Source organism: Candidatus Saccharibacteria bacterium (assembly GCA_016432585.1).
In the GTDB taxonomy this organism is placed as follows: Bacteria; Patescibacteriota; Saccharimonadia; order Saccharimonadales; family Saccharimonadaceae.
This window is the reverse complement of the sequence record CP066696.1, coordinates 880,852-896,691: the sequence shown is the minus strand read 5'-3', so window position 1 is coordinate 896,691 and position 15,840 is coordinate 880,852. Positions and strand designations below refer to the sequence as shown.

The 15,840-nt window shown below is 49.0% G+C and carries 17 protein-coding genes; 12 read left to right on the top strand and 5 right to left on the bottom strand.

Annotation, left to right across the window (positions count from 1 at the left end; genetic code table 11):
* Positions 1–22: 22 nt before the first annotated feature.
* Positions 23–322: a hypothetical protein gene (locus tag HZB75_04875; protein QQG50825.1), complete on the bottom strand. Its 300-nt coding sequence runs from the start codon at positions 320–322 to the stop codon at positions 23–25.
* 209 nt (positions 323–531) lie between these two features.
* The gene (locus tag HZB75_04870; GenBank protein QQG50824.1) at positions 532–870 is read right to left on the bottom strand and encodes a hypothetical protein; all 339 of its coding nucleotides are present in this window, start codon (positions 868–870) and stop codon (positions 532–534) included.
* A gap of 167 nt (positions 871–1,037) precedes the next feature.
* On the opposite strand from HZB75_04870, the gene HZB75_04865 reads away from it, so the two are divergent.
* Both HZB75_04865 and HZB75_04860 read left to right on the top strand, forming a co-directional pair.
* Complete coding sequence (locus HZB75_04865; GenBank protein QQG50823.1) at positions 1,038–2,324, top strand: glucose-6-phosphate dehydrogenase (NADP(+)); 1,287 nt, start codon at positions 1,038–1,040, stop codon at positions 2,322–2,324.
* Between the two features lie 120 nt (positions 2,325–2,444).
* On the top strand, positions 2,445–4,025 hold the full coding sequence (locus HZB75_04860; GenBank protein ID QQG51373.1) for a CTP synthase: 1,581 nt from the start codon (positions 2,445–2,447) through the stop codon (positions 4,023–4,025).
* Position 4,026: 1 nt separating this feature from the next.
* On the opposite strand, the gene HZB75_04855 is transcribed toward HZB75_04860, so the two are convergent.
* On the bottom strand, positions 4,027–4,560 hold the full coding sequence (locus HZB75_04855; GenBank protein ID QQG50822.1) for a prepilin-type N-terminal cleavage/methylation domain-containing protein: 534 nt from the start codon (positions 4,558–4,560) through the stop codon (positions 4,027–4,029).
* A gap of 98 nt (positions 4,561–4,658) precedes the next feature.
* Between HZB75_04855 and HZB75_04850 the strand changes: the two genes are divergently transcribed.
* From HZB75_04850 to HZB75_04825, 6 genes are all read left to right on the top strand, one after another.
* Complete coding sequence (locus tag HZB75_04850) at positions 4,659–4,805, top strand: hypothetical protein (protein ID QQG50821.1); 147 nt, start codon at positions 4,659–4,661, stop codon at positions 4,803–4,805.
* Between the two features lie 59 nt (positions 4,806–4,864).
* The gene (gene argS, locus HZB75_04845) at positions 4,865–6,547 is read left to right on the top strand and encodes an arginine--tRNA ligase (protein ID QQG50820.1); all 1,683 of its coding nucleotides are present in this window, start codon (positions 4,865–4,867) and stop codon (positions 6,545–6,547) included.
* A 238-nt stretch (positions 6,548–6,785) separates the two neighbouring features.
* Positions 6,786–6,995 (top strand): hypothetical protein, encoded by a 210-nt coding sequence (locus HZB75_04840; protein ID QQG50819.1) that lies wholly within the window; start codon positions 6,786–6,788, stop codon positions 6,993–6,995.
* 117 nt (positions 6,996–7,112) lie between these two features.
* Positions 7,113–7,523, top strand: a complete 411-nt coding sequence (gene msrB, locus HZB75_04835; GenBank protein ID QQG50818.1) for a peptide-methionine (R)-S-oxide reductase MsrB — start codon at positions 7,113–7,115, stop codon at positions 7,521–7,523.
* A gap of 4 nt (positions 7,524–7,527) precedes the next feature.
* Complete coding sequence (gene orn, locus HZB75_04830) at positions 7,528–8,070, top strand: oligoribonuclease (protein QQG50817.1); 543 nt, start codon at positions 7,528–7,530, stop codon at positions 8,068–8,070.
* A gap of 45 nt (positions 8,071–8,115) precedes the next feature.
* On the top strand, positions 8,116–8,454 hold the full coding sequence (locus HZB75_04825) for an MmcQ/YjbR family DNA-binding protein (protein QQG50816.1): 339 nt from the start codon (positions 8,116–8,118) through the stop codon (positions 8,452–8,454).
* Positions 8,455–8,456: 2 nt separating this feature from the next.
* Here HZB75_04825 and HZB75_04820 read toward each other — a convergent pair whose 3' ends face one another.
* A complete protein-coding gene (locus HZB75_04820; protein ID QQG50815.1) occupies positions 8,457–9,119 on the bottom strand; it encodes a hypothetical protein in 663 nt (220 codons plus the stop codon).
* Between the two features lie 57 nt (positions 9,120–9,176).
* On the opposite strand from HZB75_04820, the gene HZB75_04815 reads away from it, so the two are divergent.
* Together HZB75_04815 and rpoD are read left to right on the top strand one after the other, a co-directional pair.
* Complete coding sequence (locus HZB75_04815) at positions 9,177–10,913, top strand: DNA primase (protein ID QQG50814.1); 1,737 nt, start codon at positions 9,177–9,179, stop codon at positions 10,911–10,913.
* Positions 10,906–11,904, top strand: a complete 999-nt coding sequence (gene rpoD, locus HZB75_04810) for an RNA polymerase sigma factor RpoD (protein ID QQG50813.1) — start codon at positions 10,906–10,908, stop codon at positions 11,902–11,904. The genes HZB75_04815 and rpoD overlap by 8 nt, the downstream gene beginning before the upstream one ends.
* A 50-nt stretch (positions 11,905–11,954) precedes the next feature.
* Here rpoD and HZB75_04805 read toward each other — a convergent pair whose 3' ends face one another.
* On the bottom strand, positions 11,955–12,533 hold the full coding sequence (locus HZB75_04805; GenBank protein QQG50812.1) for an AAA family ATPase: 579 nt from the start codon (positions 12,531–12,533) through the stop codon (positions 11,955–11,957).
* Positions 12,534–12,568: 35 nt separating this feature from the next.
* Here HZB75_04805 and polA point away from each other — a divergent pair, with 35 nt between their 5' ends.
* Together polA and HZB75_04795 are read left to right on the top strand one after the other, a co-directional pair.
* Positions 12,569–15,118 (top strand): DNA polymerase I, encoded by a 2,550-nt coding sequence (polA, locus tag HZB75_04800; GenBank protein ID QQG50811.1) that lies wholly within the window; start codon positions 12,569–12,571, stop codon positions 15,116–15,118.
* Positions 15,119–15,230: 112 nt separating this feature from the next.
* Positions 15,231–15,833 carry a hypothetical protein gene (locus tag HZB75_04795; protein QQG50810.1) on the top strand — a complete coding sequence of 201 codons (603 nt, stop codon included), beginning with the start codon at positions 15,231–15,233 and terminating at the stop codon, positions 15,831–15,833.
* Positions 15,834–15,840: the final 7 nt, after the last annotated feature.

Sequence of the window (15,840 nt, the reverse complement as noted above, 5' to 3'; positions counted from 1 at the left end):
AGGGGCGGGGATGCGGGCGTTGCTAGCTGAAGTTCAGCTGGCCAGTGCCCGGCTTGTCGTTCGGGCGGATGTCGTAGTCGCCGGTGACCTGCTTGTTCTGGCAGGTTCCCTTGAACTCGAATCCGTTCCGAGTCACCTTGACCTCGGTGAGCGCCACCGAGACGGTGACGTCCAGGTCGCGCTCCGACCCGACAGGGACGGAAGCCGGAACGACAGTGAGGCTGACTTCCTTCGTGCTCCCCTTGAGAGAGGCAAGCAGGAAGTCCTGGTACTTGCTGCCGTGGATGATTCTCGACCGCGACGAAACTGCTCGCTGACCCATGCGTGTCCTTCCAAAATGCCGAATAAGGCTCGGCAGGCCGGTGCGATTGGCGCACCACCTCTGCGGATAGGCAAAGGATCGTTATAAACTCTATACTATATAGGGTATTTAGTCAATACCCCTTAAAAGTGAAGCACCCCTCACGCCGAAGCGTGAGGGGGTAGTGCGAGAGTGCAGGGTGGTGATGCTGGGCGGGCCAGGGTCGACTGTCAGTCGACGATCTGGAGCGAGCCGCCGCTGTTGGTGCCGCGGAACGTGCCCTTCACCTTGTCCCACTTCGAGCCGTTGGCGATCCGACCCTCGAACTCGAGGTTGTCGCTCGCGACGAACTTGAAGCTGGTGATCTGCACGCGGATCTCGTGACCGCTCTTCAGCGTGACCTTCAGGCTCAGGCGGTTGCCCGTGCCGTAGATCTGGAAGAGCATGCCGGCGATCTCGGCCGTGGTGTTGTGCGCCCCGATCAGGTGGATCACGTTCTTCGAGAGAACGGGAACCGAGACGAGGGCGACACCGGCGGACGAGGTGATGCGCGGGGATGCAGCAGTCATCGTGTGCTTCTCTCTGTGAATGCCGTTAAGGCTGGCAAGCCGTCCACTCCCTTGCGGGGTGCCCTCCTCAAGTCACAATGACGAGGATGTTTCATATTATACATCAAAACTACAATATTGTCAATATTCTTATCACAAAACAACCCAAAAAGGGGTATACTAGAGAGATGAAAACCAAACTTCTTATATTTGGCATTACGGGCGATCTTAGCACTCGTAAGCTTCTTCCGGCGCTCAGTGCTATCAAAAAGACAGGAGACTTTGACCAGGTAGAGGTTATTGGTGTATCTCGCCGCGAAGCGAATGGAGAGGATATTCTGCGCTCGGCGCTAGGTGATATATCCGGCTTAGCATCGCTTTCTGTTTTTACGATGAACGTTGCTAATGCAGAGGACTATAGCAAGCTGCGAGACTACCTATCACTGCAACCCGACGAGCAGCTGCTTGTGTATCTTTCTGTTCCGCCTACGGCTGCCTCGCAGATTGTAGATTTTATGGGACAGATAGGGCTGTGTACGGATAATGTAAAAATCTTGTTCGAAAAACCGTTCGGGGTAGACTTGGCATCGGCACAGCAAGTTATCGAGCAGGCGGCTAAGTATTATCAGGAGTCGCAAATTTACCGTATCGATCACTACTTAGCGAAAGAAATGGCGCAAAATATTGTGGCCTTTAGAGGTGGAAACGCACTTTTTACACATATTTGGGATAACGCGTCTATCGAAAAAATCGAGTTGCGCGCCACCGAGACGATTGGAATAGAGGGTAGGGCGGGATTCTACGAGCAAACTGGGGCTCTGCGCGATGTTTTACAGGGGCACCTTATGCAGTTACTGGCGTTAACGGTTATGGATATTCCCAGTGATTTGGATTGGAGCGAGCTGCCAAAACGGCGATACGAAGCGCTGCGATCGATACAGCCTGCCGACCCACAAAAAGCCGTGCGGGCACAATACGATACGTACGAAACAGAGGTTGATAACCCGCGAACCCTTACGGAGACCTTTGTCTCGGTGACGCTTTTCTCGGACAATCCAAAATGGAAGGACGTGCCGTTGGTGTTGACGACTGGCAAGGCATTGAGCGCAAAAACAACAGAGGTAAGAATACATTTTCGCAAAGGTCACGAGGCGCAAAGCAACTGTCTGACACTTCATATTCAACCAAACGAAGGAGTGGAGATCGAGTTGTTCACCAAGAAGCCGGGTTATGATCGGGAATTCGAAGCGCAAAAACTAGCCTTTTCCTACCCTGATGATACGGTGCTACCAGATGCTTACGAGCAGGTGATTGTCGATGCAATTCGATCCCATAAAAGCCTATTTACCTCTAACAGTGAAGTGCTTGAAAGCTGGCGGATCCTGCAGCCGTTGCTCGATGCCTGGAGTATGGACATGACACTTTTGCCAAAGTATGCCAAGGGTGTAAAAGTAGAAGACATATCCGGACGCTAAAAAGTGATTCAAAAGCTACACATACCATAAGTAGCGTAGAATAGACAACAACTCACACTACATGTAGCGTTTGACTTGAAAAGTGTGTTATAATGAAATCCCATGAAGGATACAAACGACATGGGACAAAAAGAAAAATATATATTTGTAACTGGGGGTGTTCTCTCGGGGGTAGGAAAAGGTATAACCGCAGCAAGCATGGGTGCCGTCTTGCAAGCTGCTGGTTCGCGTGTTTCCATTCAAAAGTGTGACCCGTATCTCAATGTAGATGCGGGCCTTTTGAATCCTGCGGAACATGGCGAATGCTTTGTGACAAAAGATGGTGCCGAAACGGATCTCGATCTTGGGCACTACGAACGCTTTTTAGATATTGAGTTGACGCAAAAAAACGCGACTCTCTCGGGAAGATTGTTATCTGAACTTATTGCCGACGAACGGGCGGGTAAATTTGGTGGTAAGACCGTGCAGCTTGTGCCGCACCTTACAAAATCTATCCAGCGGGCAATCGCGCACGCAGGCACGGGGAGTGATGTGCATATTGTCGAGATTGGTGGCACGGTAGGCGACTACGAAGGCCTTAGCTTTGTCGAGGCAATTCGCGAGTTTTCGCAGGCGGTTGGTCGTCAGAACTGTTTATTCGTTCATGTGGTGTATGTGCCTTTTTTGGGTACAAGCAAAGAATTTAAAACCAAACCGGCGCAAAATGCACTGAATGATCTTCGCGGATTTGGTATCGTTCCAGATTGCGTGGTTGTTCGTACCGATGAAGTCGCGCCGGCAAGCGTTGCGAAAAAAATCAGTCTGTTTGGTGGCGTTCCCGAAGATAACGTGCTGCTTTTGCCAAACGCCGACACGGTATACAGGGTGCCGCTGACAATCGCCGAAAGTGGCCTTCATCAGATACTTATGAGATTCGCTGATTTGCAGAATGAACCTGATCTTTTGGGTTGGAAAAAAATCGTGAAGATGCAAACGAGTAATCCAGCAAAAACTGTTACGGTGGGGTTGGTGGCCAAGTATATGGACAACGAAGACACGTACCTTTCTGTTGTTGAAGCGCTAAAAGCCGCTGCATGGGCCGAAAAAGTAGGGGTAAAAGTAAAATGGATCAACGCCGAAAAGGCGACGGATAGCGACTTTGCGAGCGTCGATGCGCTGCTTGTTCCTGGCGGGTTTGGCTCGCGCGGAGTAGAGGGAAAGATTGCCGCGGCCGGGTATGCCCTCGATAACAACGTACCGTACCTTGGTATCTGCCTGGGGCTTCAGGTGGCGGTGATTGCTGCTGCGCGAAAAGCAGGGGTAAAAGATGCAAATAGTACCGAATTTGGGCCGACGAAGAGCGACGTTGTGTACATTATGGACGGTCAGGCTGGCAAAGAGTCGACCGGTGGAACGCTGCGTCTTGGTAATTATCCGGCAAAGCTTAAGAAGGGCACACTTACTGAAAAGCTTTATGCAGCGAGACAAATTACCGAACGTCACCGCCACCGTTACGAGGTGAATCAAAAGTTTGTTCAACAGATTGAAAAGGGTGGTCTTACGATAAGCGGCACCTCGCCAGATGGGAAGTTAGTTGAGTTTGTTGAGGCCTCGGCGAACGATTACTTTGTCGCTACTCAGGCGCACCCCGAATTCCGGAGCCGTCCTCTGCGCGCGCACCCGCTTTTTTTGGGTTTGATCAAGGCAGCGAAAAAAAGATAGACTATTCCATAACGGAACTGTAGCTGAGCGTGTAAAAAAGATACGAGTCGACGGTGGTGTAGCGCACTTTGCCACAGGCTATATCACCGTCATCGAGCGTTGCATCTACTGCCTCGGCCGTTGATTGGTCGAGGCCAATAATAATGATATTGGTGCCATTGTAACGGGATCCACACGCCGGCTTTATGTCGTCGTCGTTGTCGTAAAACCATGAAAGCGTAGGGGAGTTTGCAACATTCGGCGCTGTTTGCATATAGTTTTTAAATGTGGTGGTTTGAGCGATAAATGTTTGGAGTGTGGGGTTAGTATATCCCGAGATAATCGCATTATCTCGCGGCCATGTATTAAAGCCTTGATCGGTTGCGTAAAGTCGCAAAGCCTTATCGGACGCTTTGAGCCCGCTAACGAGCGCCGAGACCTTGGCACGTTGTTGGATTCCGTTGTAGGCGACAATCGTAATAGCCGCCAGAATGGCGATAATAACGACAACGATCAGCAATTCTACAATGGTAAAACCGCTTGTGGTTTTTCTCATGTCTTTACTATAGCGGGTAGGGGTGTGGGCGCCAAGGGATTGACATTAGACGGTAAAAATGCTAATGTTTATATTGAAAGTATTAAAAACAAAAAAGCATGGCAGAAGAAGACATAACAGCAGAGCCAACAATCACCAGCGAAGATTTTGACGCGCTGCGTGTTTTGATGCACAACGTCAAGGGCCTTAGCGTTGTCTCGACCAACGAGTTGTCGCTCCCCGAGCAGCAGCCTAGTGAAGAATAGGGTTTGTTAAGTAAGGTAAAAGGATTCGGTTTTTATTTACCTCTGTTATAATGGTGGTAATGGAAACGAAAATCTCCCTCCTCATAAAAGAATTATTCGATACCGATATATCGGTAGTATTGACGCGTCCTGACCCGCAGTTTGGTGACTATGCAACGAATGTAGCGATGCAGCTTGCAAAGCCACTCGGTAAGAGTCCTCGTGACATTGCGGGCCAGATTGTTGAAAAGCTGCGTGAGAGTGGCGATTTTTCTGAGGTAACTATCGCTGGCCCTGGTTTTATCAACCTCCGCGTTGCGGCGCGAAGCCTGGCAGGCGAACTGGAATCTGCCTGGTTGCCAAACTTTGGCGAAAGCCGCGAAGGTGAGGGGAAGACCGTGGTTGTTGAATACCCTAGCCAGAATATGGCCAAGCCGTACAGTATTGGGCATCTTCGCCCTGGAAACCAAGGATGGGCTGCAAAACGCCTTATGGAGGCGACGGGTTGGAAGGTAATTACCGACAATCACTTAGGCGACTACGGCGCGCCGTTTGGTGTGTGGGTTGTTGGCTTTTTGGCATTTAGCAGCGAAGAAAAGCTGACTCAAGATGGCGTTTACGAACTTGGTAGGGTGTATATTCAGACGAAAAAAGCGCTTAAAGAAGAAAAAGAGCGCGGCGAGACAACGCTTGCCGACCGGGTGCAGGACTGGCTTATAAAGCTAGAGGCGGGCGACGAAGAAGCGGCTCGTTACAGCAAGCGCTTTAACGAGATTTCGCTGGCGCATATTCATGAAATTATGGACCGGCTAAAAATATCGACCGACTTTGAGCTAGGCGAGGCATTTTTTGCGCCCAAGGGAAAAGCGGCTGTTCAAAAACTGCTAGAGACTGGTGTAGCGGTGAAAAATGACGACGGTTCGGTTATTGTGCCACTTGATGGGTTTGATGTACCGCTGTTGGTACAAAAATCGAATGGTGCGGCGCTGTACGCTACGACCGATCTTGCGACGATTCTTTATCGTGAAGAGACATGGCACCCAGACCGAGTGATATACGCAGTAGGGAGTGAGCAGCAGTTTTACTTTACGCAGCTGTTTGCGATGGCGAAAAAGCTCGGTATTAAAACAGAGCTTATCCACCTGTGGTTTGGCATGATCGACCAGGTGAATGAAGACGGCACAAGGGAAAAAATGAGCAGCCGTAAGGGTGTTGTCTTGATGGAAGAGCTGCTTGATACCGCCGAGCAAAAAGCCAAAGAGATCGTAGAAGGGCGCGACGTGTCAGATGACGACGTGAAAAAAATCGCCTTGGGCGCTATTAAGTTTAGCGACTTTACTGCCGACCGACGTACCAATATTTTGTTCGACTGGAAAACGATCTTTGCGCTTACTGGGTTTAGCGGACCATACATTCAATACGCGGCAGTGCGTGTGAATAAAATTATTTCCGACAATCGTGAAGCGACAAGTGTTTCGTTTGACGACTATGATTATGAGGCTGAAAAAGCGGTTATCGCAAAATTACTCGAATATCCAGATGTTATCCGCGTGAGTGCGCGTGACTTGGAGCCGCATAAAATCGCTACCTATATGTACGAACTCGCCCGTGAGATGAATCGCTACTACGAAAATACGCCGGTTGCTACCGGCGATGTAAAAGATGATGAAAAAGCTGCGCGTATCGCGCTACTACAAAAGGTGAGTCATGTGTTTGGTCACGGCCTTGGTGTGCTTGGCATCGAGATTCCTGAGCGCATGTAGTTGATTTTGCCGAGTTGTCGTCTCTATGATATACTATATTTTATGAAAACGGCGGCAACAAGCATCGCATATCAACAGTCTGAGCTTCTCACGATTGTTTTTAGCGACCGCTCGGCGACGTAGTTTTCGGTTCATCGCACCAGAAACACCGCCGAGGATAACTCCTCGGTTTTTTGTTTCTAGAGCGAGACGGTACGGGTATGGGAATCGCCCATCCCGGCTGACCACTGGAGGAAAAGTGGCGAGTGTCAGAAAGACGATTCTTGACAAGGTTGAGCGGGAGGGCGAGGTGTGCGTGCAGCACCATCGCCTGATGAATGTCCTGGGGATGAGCGGTCGTAACCGCTCCGAAGTCCTCGGCGTTCTGAAGAAGCTCGAAGAGGACAAGCGCGTCACTGTCGTCAGGACCCCGACGCACATCACGATCTGTCCCGCGCAAGAGAGCTGACTTTCGGGGCGGGCGGAGGGTCGCCGACTCACCGCCCGCCCGCCGCGCTTTCCTCCAGTGCATTTTCACCAAAGTGATATACTTTTTTGTAGAGCGCACTATTTTAGGAGGGGTGGTATGGCGAAAGTAGAGAAAACAGACGAGCAGTGGCGTAAGATTCTCAGTCCGCAGCAGTTTGCGGTACTTCGAGAAAGGCGAACGGAAGCGCCTTTTAGTGGTGAGTACGATGGCCTGTACGCTGACGGTGTGTATGCTTGTGGGGCTTGCGGCCAGATTTTATTTGATAGTAAAACCAAGTTTGACGCCGCATGCGGGTGGCCGAGTTTTTACGATGCGACGCCCGGTGCTGTCGATTTTCATACCGACGAGACATTGGGGATGTCACGTACTGAAGTGACGTGCTCGAACTGTGGCAGTCACCTTGGTCATATATTCGAGGGGGAAGGTTTTGATACCCCAACAGATAAACGTTTTTGTATTAACTCGCTTAGCTTGAAATTTACGCCCGACTCCAAAGGAGTACAATAGGAGTATGACTAAAAAAGCAAAGATTATTTGGATCGACCTTGAGATGACCGGCCTTGATGCCGAGAACGACTACATTATGGAGGTTGCTGCAATTGCAACCGATTGGGAGTTTAAAGAAATTGCAATTTACGAGGGGATTATTAAAAACGAAGAAATGAACCTCGAAGAACGCTTGCAGGCGAATAGTGTTTTTTGGGATGCAAACCCCGATTCACGCAATGGGCTTGTATCGCAAAATGCCAAAGGCAAGGATCTTGTTGAGGTAGAAGATGATCTACTAGCATTTATTGACGAGCATTTTGAAGAGGGCGTGCCCGTGCTTCTTGCAGGCAACTCCATTCATATGGACAGGCGGTTTATTGTGTCGCATTGGCCGCGCCTCGATGCCAAGCTACATTACCGCATGCTCGACGTTAGTGCGTGGAAGGTTGTGTTTGAAGGAAAGTACGGCAAAAAATTCGCAAAACCGCAAGATCACCGTGCGATCGGGGATATCCGTGGCAGTATTATGGAGCTTGAATACTACCTGAAAAAGGTGAGGGTATAGAACTTCCTGTTGCCAACCCTAGTGCTCTATCTGTAGAATGAGTATATGACGCATAAACAAATCGAAGAATATCTTCTTAGTTTTCCAAACACGTGGCTTGATTTTCCGTTTGGCGAAGGCACGTCGGTCTATAAAATCGGCCACAAAGAAACCGGCGAAGGCAAGATGTTCGCGATTATTCAGGATGGCAGTACGCCGCTTCGTGTAAGCTTAAAGTGCGATCCGCAGCTCGCTGAAATATTGCGCGAGAAGTACGAAACGGTTATTCCGGGGTATCACCTGAATAAAAAACACTGGAATACGATTATTTGTACAGGCCAGTTGGCTGACGACGAAATTAAAGATCTTGCAAATCTTAGCTACCAACTTGTCGCAGAGAAGTAGCGCTACTCGTTGCTTTCGGCGCTAAAATCGTAGAACTGCTTTTTAAGTGGTTGCAGGTTTGTATCGGTAGAGACAAGGAAATCCTTGAGGGATTTGCTTTTAACTGATCCGTAAATATCTTTCATAAGGGCAGCAACTTTATCGAGCTGGTAGGCCATTTCGCGCGCATAGACGCGGTCAAAAACGGCGTTTAGCCGGGCATCTTCGAGCTTTTGTGTTAGCTCTTCTGCTGCGGTCTCTTCGGCGGCAGCGATTTCTTTGTCGATGTTTTTTATGTCGACATTGTTGGTGTCGAGTGGCTCTGCGATGTCACGGTAGGCGTTCGTAAGAAATACGGTAAGGTTGCTATTCGTGCTGCGAAGATCGCCGCTTTGAATATTTTTTTGAGATTTGTCAGAGACGGTATGAAGAGCTTCTATGCGTGCAGCAAGGGTTTGCATTTTTTCGGTTGGTCCAGTGCCACTGTTGATAAGTGAGAAGAATCCAATAATCACCGCAAGTAGCAGGCCACCACCAGCAAGAAAAATAAAAATTCGGTTGTTCATGCCGGGTTTTTTAGCTGGTGGAGCAATTTGATTTAGGTAATCGATAGAGTACTGCGGTTGCTGCCCAGGTTGTGTGGGTGGTTGAACTGGTGGCTGGTTTTGATTTTGGTCTGGATACATACTGCTTCTATTAAAGCATATGCGGGTAACAGAGGTAAAGGGTGATATAATAAAACCATGCAGGACGCCAAGGAAGAAGTACGCGCGCGCCTCAATATCGAGGATGTGGTGGGGGAATATGTCCAGCTGAAGCGCGCAGGGCGTAACTTTAAGGGGCTTAGCCCGTTTAGCGGTGAGAAAACGCCGAGTTTTTTTGTGAGCCCCGACAAACATATCTGGCACGACTTTTCCTCAAACAAAGGCGGTGACGTTTTTAGTTTTGTGATGGAAGTAGAGGGGATGGACTTTCGTCAGGCGTTAGAACATTTGGCACGCAAAGCTGGCGTCGATCTTAGCCTGTACGAGTCTAAAGGCAATCAAGATCTAGCACGGCGTAAAAAACGCTTACTAGAGGCGCATGAACTGGCTGCGAATTATTATCAGCACAGCCTGTTAAAAAATCAGCATGCCTTGGAATACGTTTTTAAAAAGCGTGGCCTTTCAAAACAAATTGTACAGGATTTTAAAATCGGCTACGCGCCGACTGCGGGCGATGCTTTGGTGCAGTTTTTATCTAAAAAAGGGTTTAGTCGCAGCGAGCTGAGCGATGCCGGCCTAACAAACCGTTTTGGTGGTGACATGTTCCGTGGCCGCATGACAGTACCGCTTATGGACGGCGCGGGACAGGTGATTGGCTTTACGGCGCGTATTATCGCCGACGATCCGAACGCACCAAAATACCTTAATACGCCGCAGACGATTTTATACGACAAAGGCCGCCATGTGTTTGGTTTGAGTCAGGCGAAAGAAGCGATCCGTACTAACGATTACGCGGTGATTGTTGAAGGAAATCTTGATGTTGTCAGTAGCCATCAGGCGGGGATTCTGGGTGTTGTGGCAACGGCGGGGACGGCAATGACCGAAAACCACCTGCGTGCGCTCCGCCGGCTTACGGGTAATGTTCGCCTAGCGTTCGATGGCGACAAAGCAGGTATTGCGGCGACCGAACGGGCGATTCCTATTGCGAGCGAAGTGGGTGTAGAGCTAACGATCATTACGCTTCCCGAAGGATTTAAAGATCCCGACGAACTCATTCAAAAAGATCCTGCTTTGTGGCAGAAAGCTATCGATACCGCCGAGCCTGCGGTTGATTGGATTTTGATGCAATATGGCAAGCGCGAGGACATTACGACGGCAAGCGGTAAGCGTGCATTTACCACGGCTGCACTACAAGTTGTTCGCGGGCTGAACGACGCGGTAGAGCGTGACCATTACGAGCAGAAGATCGCGGCAATTACAGGGTCGTCGCTCGAGGCGATTAAAACGAAGCTTCAATCGGTAAAACGTGAAGAAGCTCAGCCGCAAAAACAAGTGCAAAAACCGGCATCATATAAGATACCTGCGCCGGTAAAACGCGATAAGAACGTAGAGTCGCTTCTATCGGTTGCGTGCCGGGATATTCATGTGCAGGATTTATTTAGGGGTGTCGATCCCATGATATTTGCTATCGACGATCAGCGCGCAGTGGCGACCTATATCGTGAAACATCTTGGCAAACCGCTCGACGGCATTCCACCAGAGTTGCAAGAACACGAAAAGTATGTGACAATGTTACTATTAAACCCCGACGTTGATACACTGTACTGGAATGAACAATCACGAATTGATTCCGCAGCTCAAGTCCTGAGGATGTTAACAAAAAACCACAAAATACAACAGTTAGAAAAACAGATCGAAGAAGCCGATGCGATCGGTGATGATGACAAAGCCACAAAACTGCGAGAGCAATTAATTAAGGAGAGAAATAATGCCTAAAAATACAACCCTTCCACCAGCATCCGACGATGACAAGGTGATTGATGCAAGCGGTGGCCCCCTTAGCGACCTCGACGAACCAGCGCTAGATGAGCTCGTTGACGAAGAAGAAGACGATATTGATACGCTGAACAGCGGCCAGTATTTCGACGACGTATCCGACGACAGCGTTCGTTTGTATCTTCGCGAAATTGGTAAAATCCCACTACTAAACGCCGAAGAAGAGCTAGCATTGGCGCAAAAAGTTGTTGCTGGCGACAAAAAAGCCAAAGATAAAATGGCCGAGGCGAACATGCGTCTTGTGGTATCTATCGCCAAGCGTTACAGTGGCCGCGGACTAGATTTTCTTGACCTTATTCAGGAAGGTAACACCGGGCTTTTGCGTGCGGTAGAAAAATTCGACCCAGACAAAGGATTTAAGTTTAGTACGTACGCTACATGGTGGATTCGCCAGGCGATTACCCGTGCGATTGCTGACCAGGCGCGTACGATTCGTATTCCGGTGCATATGGTTGAAACAATCAACAAACTGCTTCGCACACAGCGCCGCATGACCCAAGAACTTAACCGCGAGCCGACTATCGAAGAGCTGGCAAAAGAGCTCGAGATGGAGCCGGACAAGGTTGAGTACGTTATTAAAATCAAGCAGGATATTACGAGTCTTGATGCAGGCGTTGGCCGCGACGGCGAAGACGAAGATAGTGTTCTTGGTGACTTTATCGAAGACGAAGACGGCGCGACGCCAGAAGAATCGGCAACGAGCCAGCTTTTAAAAGAGCAAGTTCAGTCAATCCTCTCAACGCTTTCTGATCGCGAGCAAAAAATTGTAAAGATGCGTTTTGGTCTTGAAAACGGTAAAAGCCACACGCTAGAAGAAGTAGGGCAGGAATTCGCCGTTACCCGCGAGCGTATTCGCCAAATCGAAGCAAAGGCGCTTGCTAAACTTCGCAAGCACAAAGACGCCAAGAAACTTCACGAATATCTAGGTTAAAAGCTAAATAAAAAACCGCCGGTAATTCGGCGGTTTTTTTATTCACAGTCTTATTGATCGTAAAATTCGATATGATTGAGTTCGTTATCGAGTTGCTCGTGTAATTTTTCGACCGTTCCATCGTTAATAATGTAATGGTCGGCGATAGCAATCGGGCCACCTTTTTCGATATTTTCGATTTCAGCCCAGTCTCGCTGATCGACTTGCTCTGAAGTAAGCGGGCGAACGGGGCGGTTAGCCATGCGGCTTTTACGCAGATGTTTTGGTGCAACGACGGCGATAACTGTTAGTTCGCCAGGAAATTCGTGTTTAAGTGCTTTGTATTCGGTCCAGCTGTAAAGGCCGTCGGCAACAATTCGGTGCTGCCCAGCGACAATAAGGTCGTGAACCTGGGTAATAATACGGCGAACGACAAAATCTTTGCCTTCGCTGGCGCGAAGTTCTTCGCGTATTGGTTGTTCGTTTTCCTGCGTTAGTTCGAGACCTCGTTTTTTAACCTCTTCAAGAACGATCCCGCCAAAGTAAACTTTTGGATAGCCTTTTTCGGTAAGATAGTCGACAGCCGTACTTTTGCCGCTGCCCGCAAGGCCAACAAACGCGACAATTTTTACATTTTCGTGATGTTTCATGATCTCTAGTGTAACAGATGAAGTATACTAGTACTATGAAGCGCCTTGTTGTTATCGATGGAAAAAGTGTCTTTTACCGCGGCTACTACGCCATGCCGGGGCTTAGTTTGCGTGATGGTACGCCTACGGGCGGAGTGTATGGGTTTGCCAGTCTTGCTCTCGAGATTATGAAAAAGCTCGAGCCCGATTACGTTGCGGTTGCATGGGATAAAAAGGGAACGAGTATCCGCCGCCGTTTAGAGTTGCTGCCAACGTACAAAGCAGGCCGCAAAACACCACCAGACGATTTTTTTGCGCAGATTCCAATGCTTAACGAACTGCTTGAAGCCTGTAACTGGCCGCTCTACGAAGTGGACGATTATGAGGCTGATGATATTATGGGTTGTTTGGCGCAGCAGGCGAGCGCGCAAAATATCGAAACTTGCCTTATTACTAGTGACCTCGATATGCTGCAACTGGTTGGTCCGCTAACGCACGTGTATGCGCTTAAAAAAGGTTTTACCGATATCGAGCAGTTCAATGTGAGTTACCTTGAAGATAAGTACGGAATTAAGGTTGATCAACTACTTGATCTTAAGGCGCTAAAGGGTGATAGCAGTGATAATATTCCCGGCGTTCCCGGTATTGGCGAGAAAACCGCAGTGCAATTACTACAAGAATTTACCACGCTTGAGGGAATCTACGAGCATCTCGATGATATTAAGCCAAGCGTTGCTAAAAAGCTTGAGGCTGGCAAAGAATCGGCATTTCTTAGCCGCGAAGTGGGGCGAATTTGGTGCGATGCGCCGATTCCATTAAACCTTGACGACATGGATGCTCACGATCTTGATACGGCAAAACTCGCCGAGTTGCTAAAAAAGTTTGAATTTACCTCGCTGCTACGTCGCTTGCCAAAGCATATGCAGCAGTCTCCGCAAGGTAGCCTGTTCGATTCTATAAAAGAACCAACAATTCCTGCACTTAAAGAGGTTGAATGGCCAAAAACACTTTCGCTCGATGCTGGCGCCGAAGCGTTGCTCTACGTTGCAAACGATACCGTGTGGCTTTCGCTCGATAAAAAGACGGTGGCTGTGGCGCCACTCGCCGATATCGACAGTAGCATTTGGCGCGCGCTCGAAATGGTGAAAGTTATTGCCTACGATATAAAAGAAACATACCACACGGCGCACAAGCAGGGCGTAGAGGTGCGGTTTGATACGATTCACGATATTCGCCAAGCGGCCTTTTTGCTCGATCCGCTTATGCGTGACCGTACGATTGGCGCGCTTGCGGGCGAAGAAGCCCTCGACGAAACCAACGCCGGGCAGGTGATGGCGTCGCTTTGGAGTATTTACGCGGCACAGGCGAAAGGTTTTACGGCTGAGCCAAAGATAGCAAAAGTCGCCTACGAACTAGATTTTCCGCTGACATACATGCTCTATCGCATGGAAAGTAAGGGCCTGAAAATTGACAAGGATTTACTGGCTAAAATGAGCCAGGAGCTTGGCGATGAACACAAAAAGCTTGAACAAGAAATGTATGCCATGGTTGGCTACGAGTTTAATATCGGTAGTCCGGCGCAGCTTTCAGAGGTGTTATTTACCAAATTACAGCTGCCGACAGCGGGAATTAAAAAAGGTAAAACAGGGCACAGTACCGGGCAGAAAGAACTCGACAAGCTGCGCGGCCAACACCCAATTGTTGAGTTAATCGAGCGCACGCGTGAGCTTGCTAAGCTTAAAAATACCTATATCGATACGCTGCCACTTCAGGCAGATAACCAGTCGCGTGTTCACACTACCTTTAACCAAGACGTGGCGAGTACGGGTCGTTTATCGAGCACCAATCCAAACCTGCAGAACATTCCGGTGCGCAGCGAGCTTGGTCGCAAGATTCGTGAAGCCTTTATTCCAGATGGCGACAAGGTGTTTGTTAGCGCCGACTATTCACAGTTCGAGCTTCGCTTAGCCGCAATTCTAGCGGGTGACGAAAAGCTGATTGCCGACTTTAAAACCGGAATCGACATTCACACAAAAACCGCCAGCGAAGCCTATGGTGTGCCAGTAGATGACGTCACGAAAGGGCAGCGCCGCGCCGCAAAGGTGATTAACTTTGGCGTGCTCTACGGCATGAGTCCTCACGGGTTGAGTGCGGCCACTGGCATGAGTTTTACCGAAGCAAAAACGTTTATCGACCAGTACTTTACTTTGCGCGCGCCAATCCGCAAGTTTATTGACGACACGCTAGAAAAAGCAAAAAACGAAGGCTACGTCGAGACCTACTTTGGCCGTCGTCGCCCAACGCCAGACGTAAACAGCAGCAACTTTATGGTGCGCGAAGGTGCAAAGCGCGCCGCTGCCAACATGCCGATTCAGGGTACCGAGGCCGACCTTATGAAAATGGCGATGCTAAAGGTAGATGAGCACCTAGGTGACCTTGGCGAGCAAGTACTGCAGGTGCATGACAGTATTTTAGTAGAATGCCCAGCTGAAAACGCCGAAAAAGTGGCCGAAATCCTAAAAGATACCATGGAAAACATTTACCCAGAGCTCAAAATCCCGCTAAAGGTAGATGTTGGTATTGGCAAAAACTGGGGTGAGTTATAGCCGACGTTGTTGATGAATAAATTACTTTAGTGGTGTATTATTCTAGGTAGAGTAAAAGAGTATTCGCACGCAATTAATTGACAAATAAGCATAAAGGTGATTAAATAAAACCATGTATAACGGTAACCGATCTCGAATCTTTCCAGTCATTCTTGTATTGATTGTTGTGGCGATCGCTATTGCAGCGCTTGTATCTGTTGGGCGTGCTATTTTTGGCGGAGACGATCCGGCCGCTCAGTCGCAGGTAGATGTTGGGCGCGACGCGCTGCTTACTATATCTTCTGATCGTAGTGTTCGTATGACTGTTCGCGGTGCGATTGTGGCCGATGAAGACTTTCGCTCGTATCGCGTTACCGTCACCCCTGGTAATCGCACGCTTACCACCTATAAAGGCTACCTAGAAAGCAGTATCGCTACAAAGCGTTACAATAACAACAATAAAGCCTACGAAGAGTTCGTTTACGCACTCGACAAGGCAAACTACATGAAGGGCGAGGCGCTCACTGGGGACAAAGATGACACCCGTGGTATCTGTGCGACTGGCCAGGTATACGAATACGAAGTGCTTGAGGGTACAAATGTCGTAAAGCGACTCTGGACCTCTACATGCAAAGGTTCGCCAGGTTCATTTAAAGCCAGTATTTCGCAGGTTGAAGGATTATTCCTAAAGCAAATCCCTGCAAGCAAAGACCTTCTTAAGGCAGTCGATTTATAACCCCATA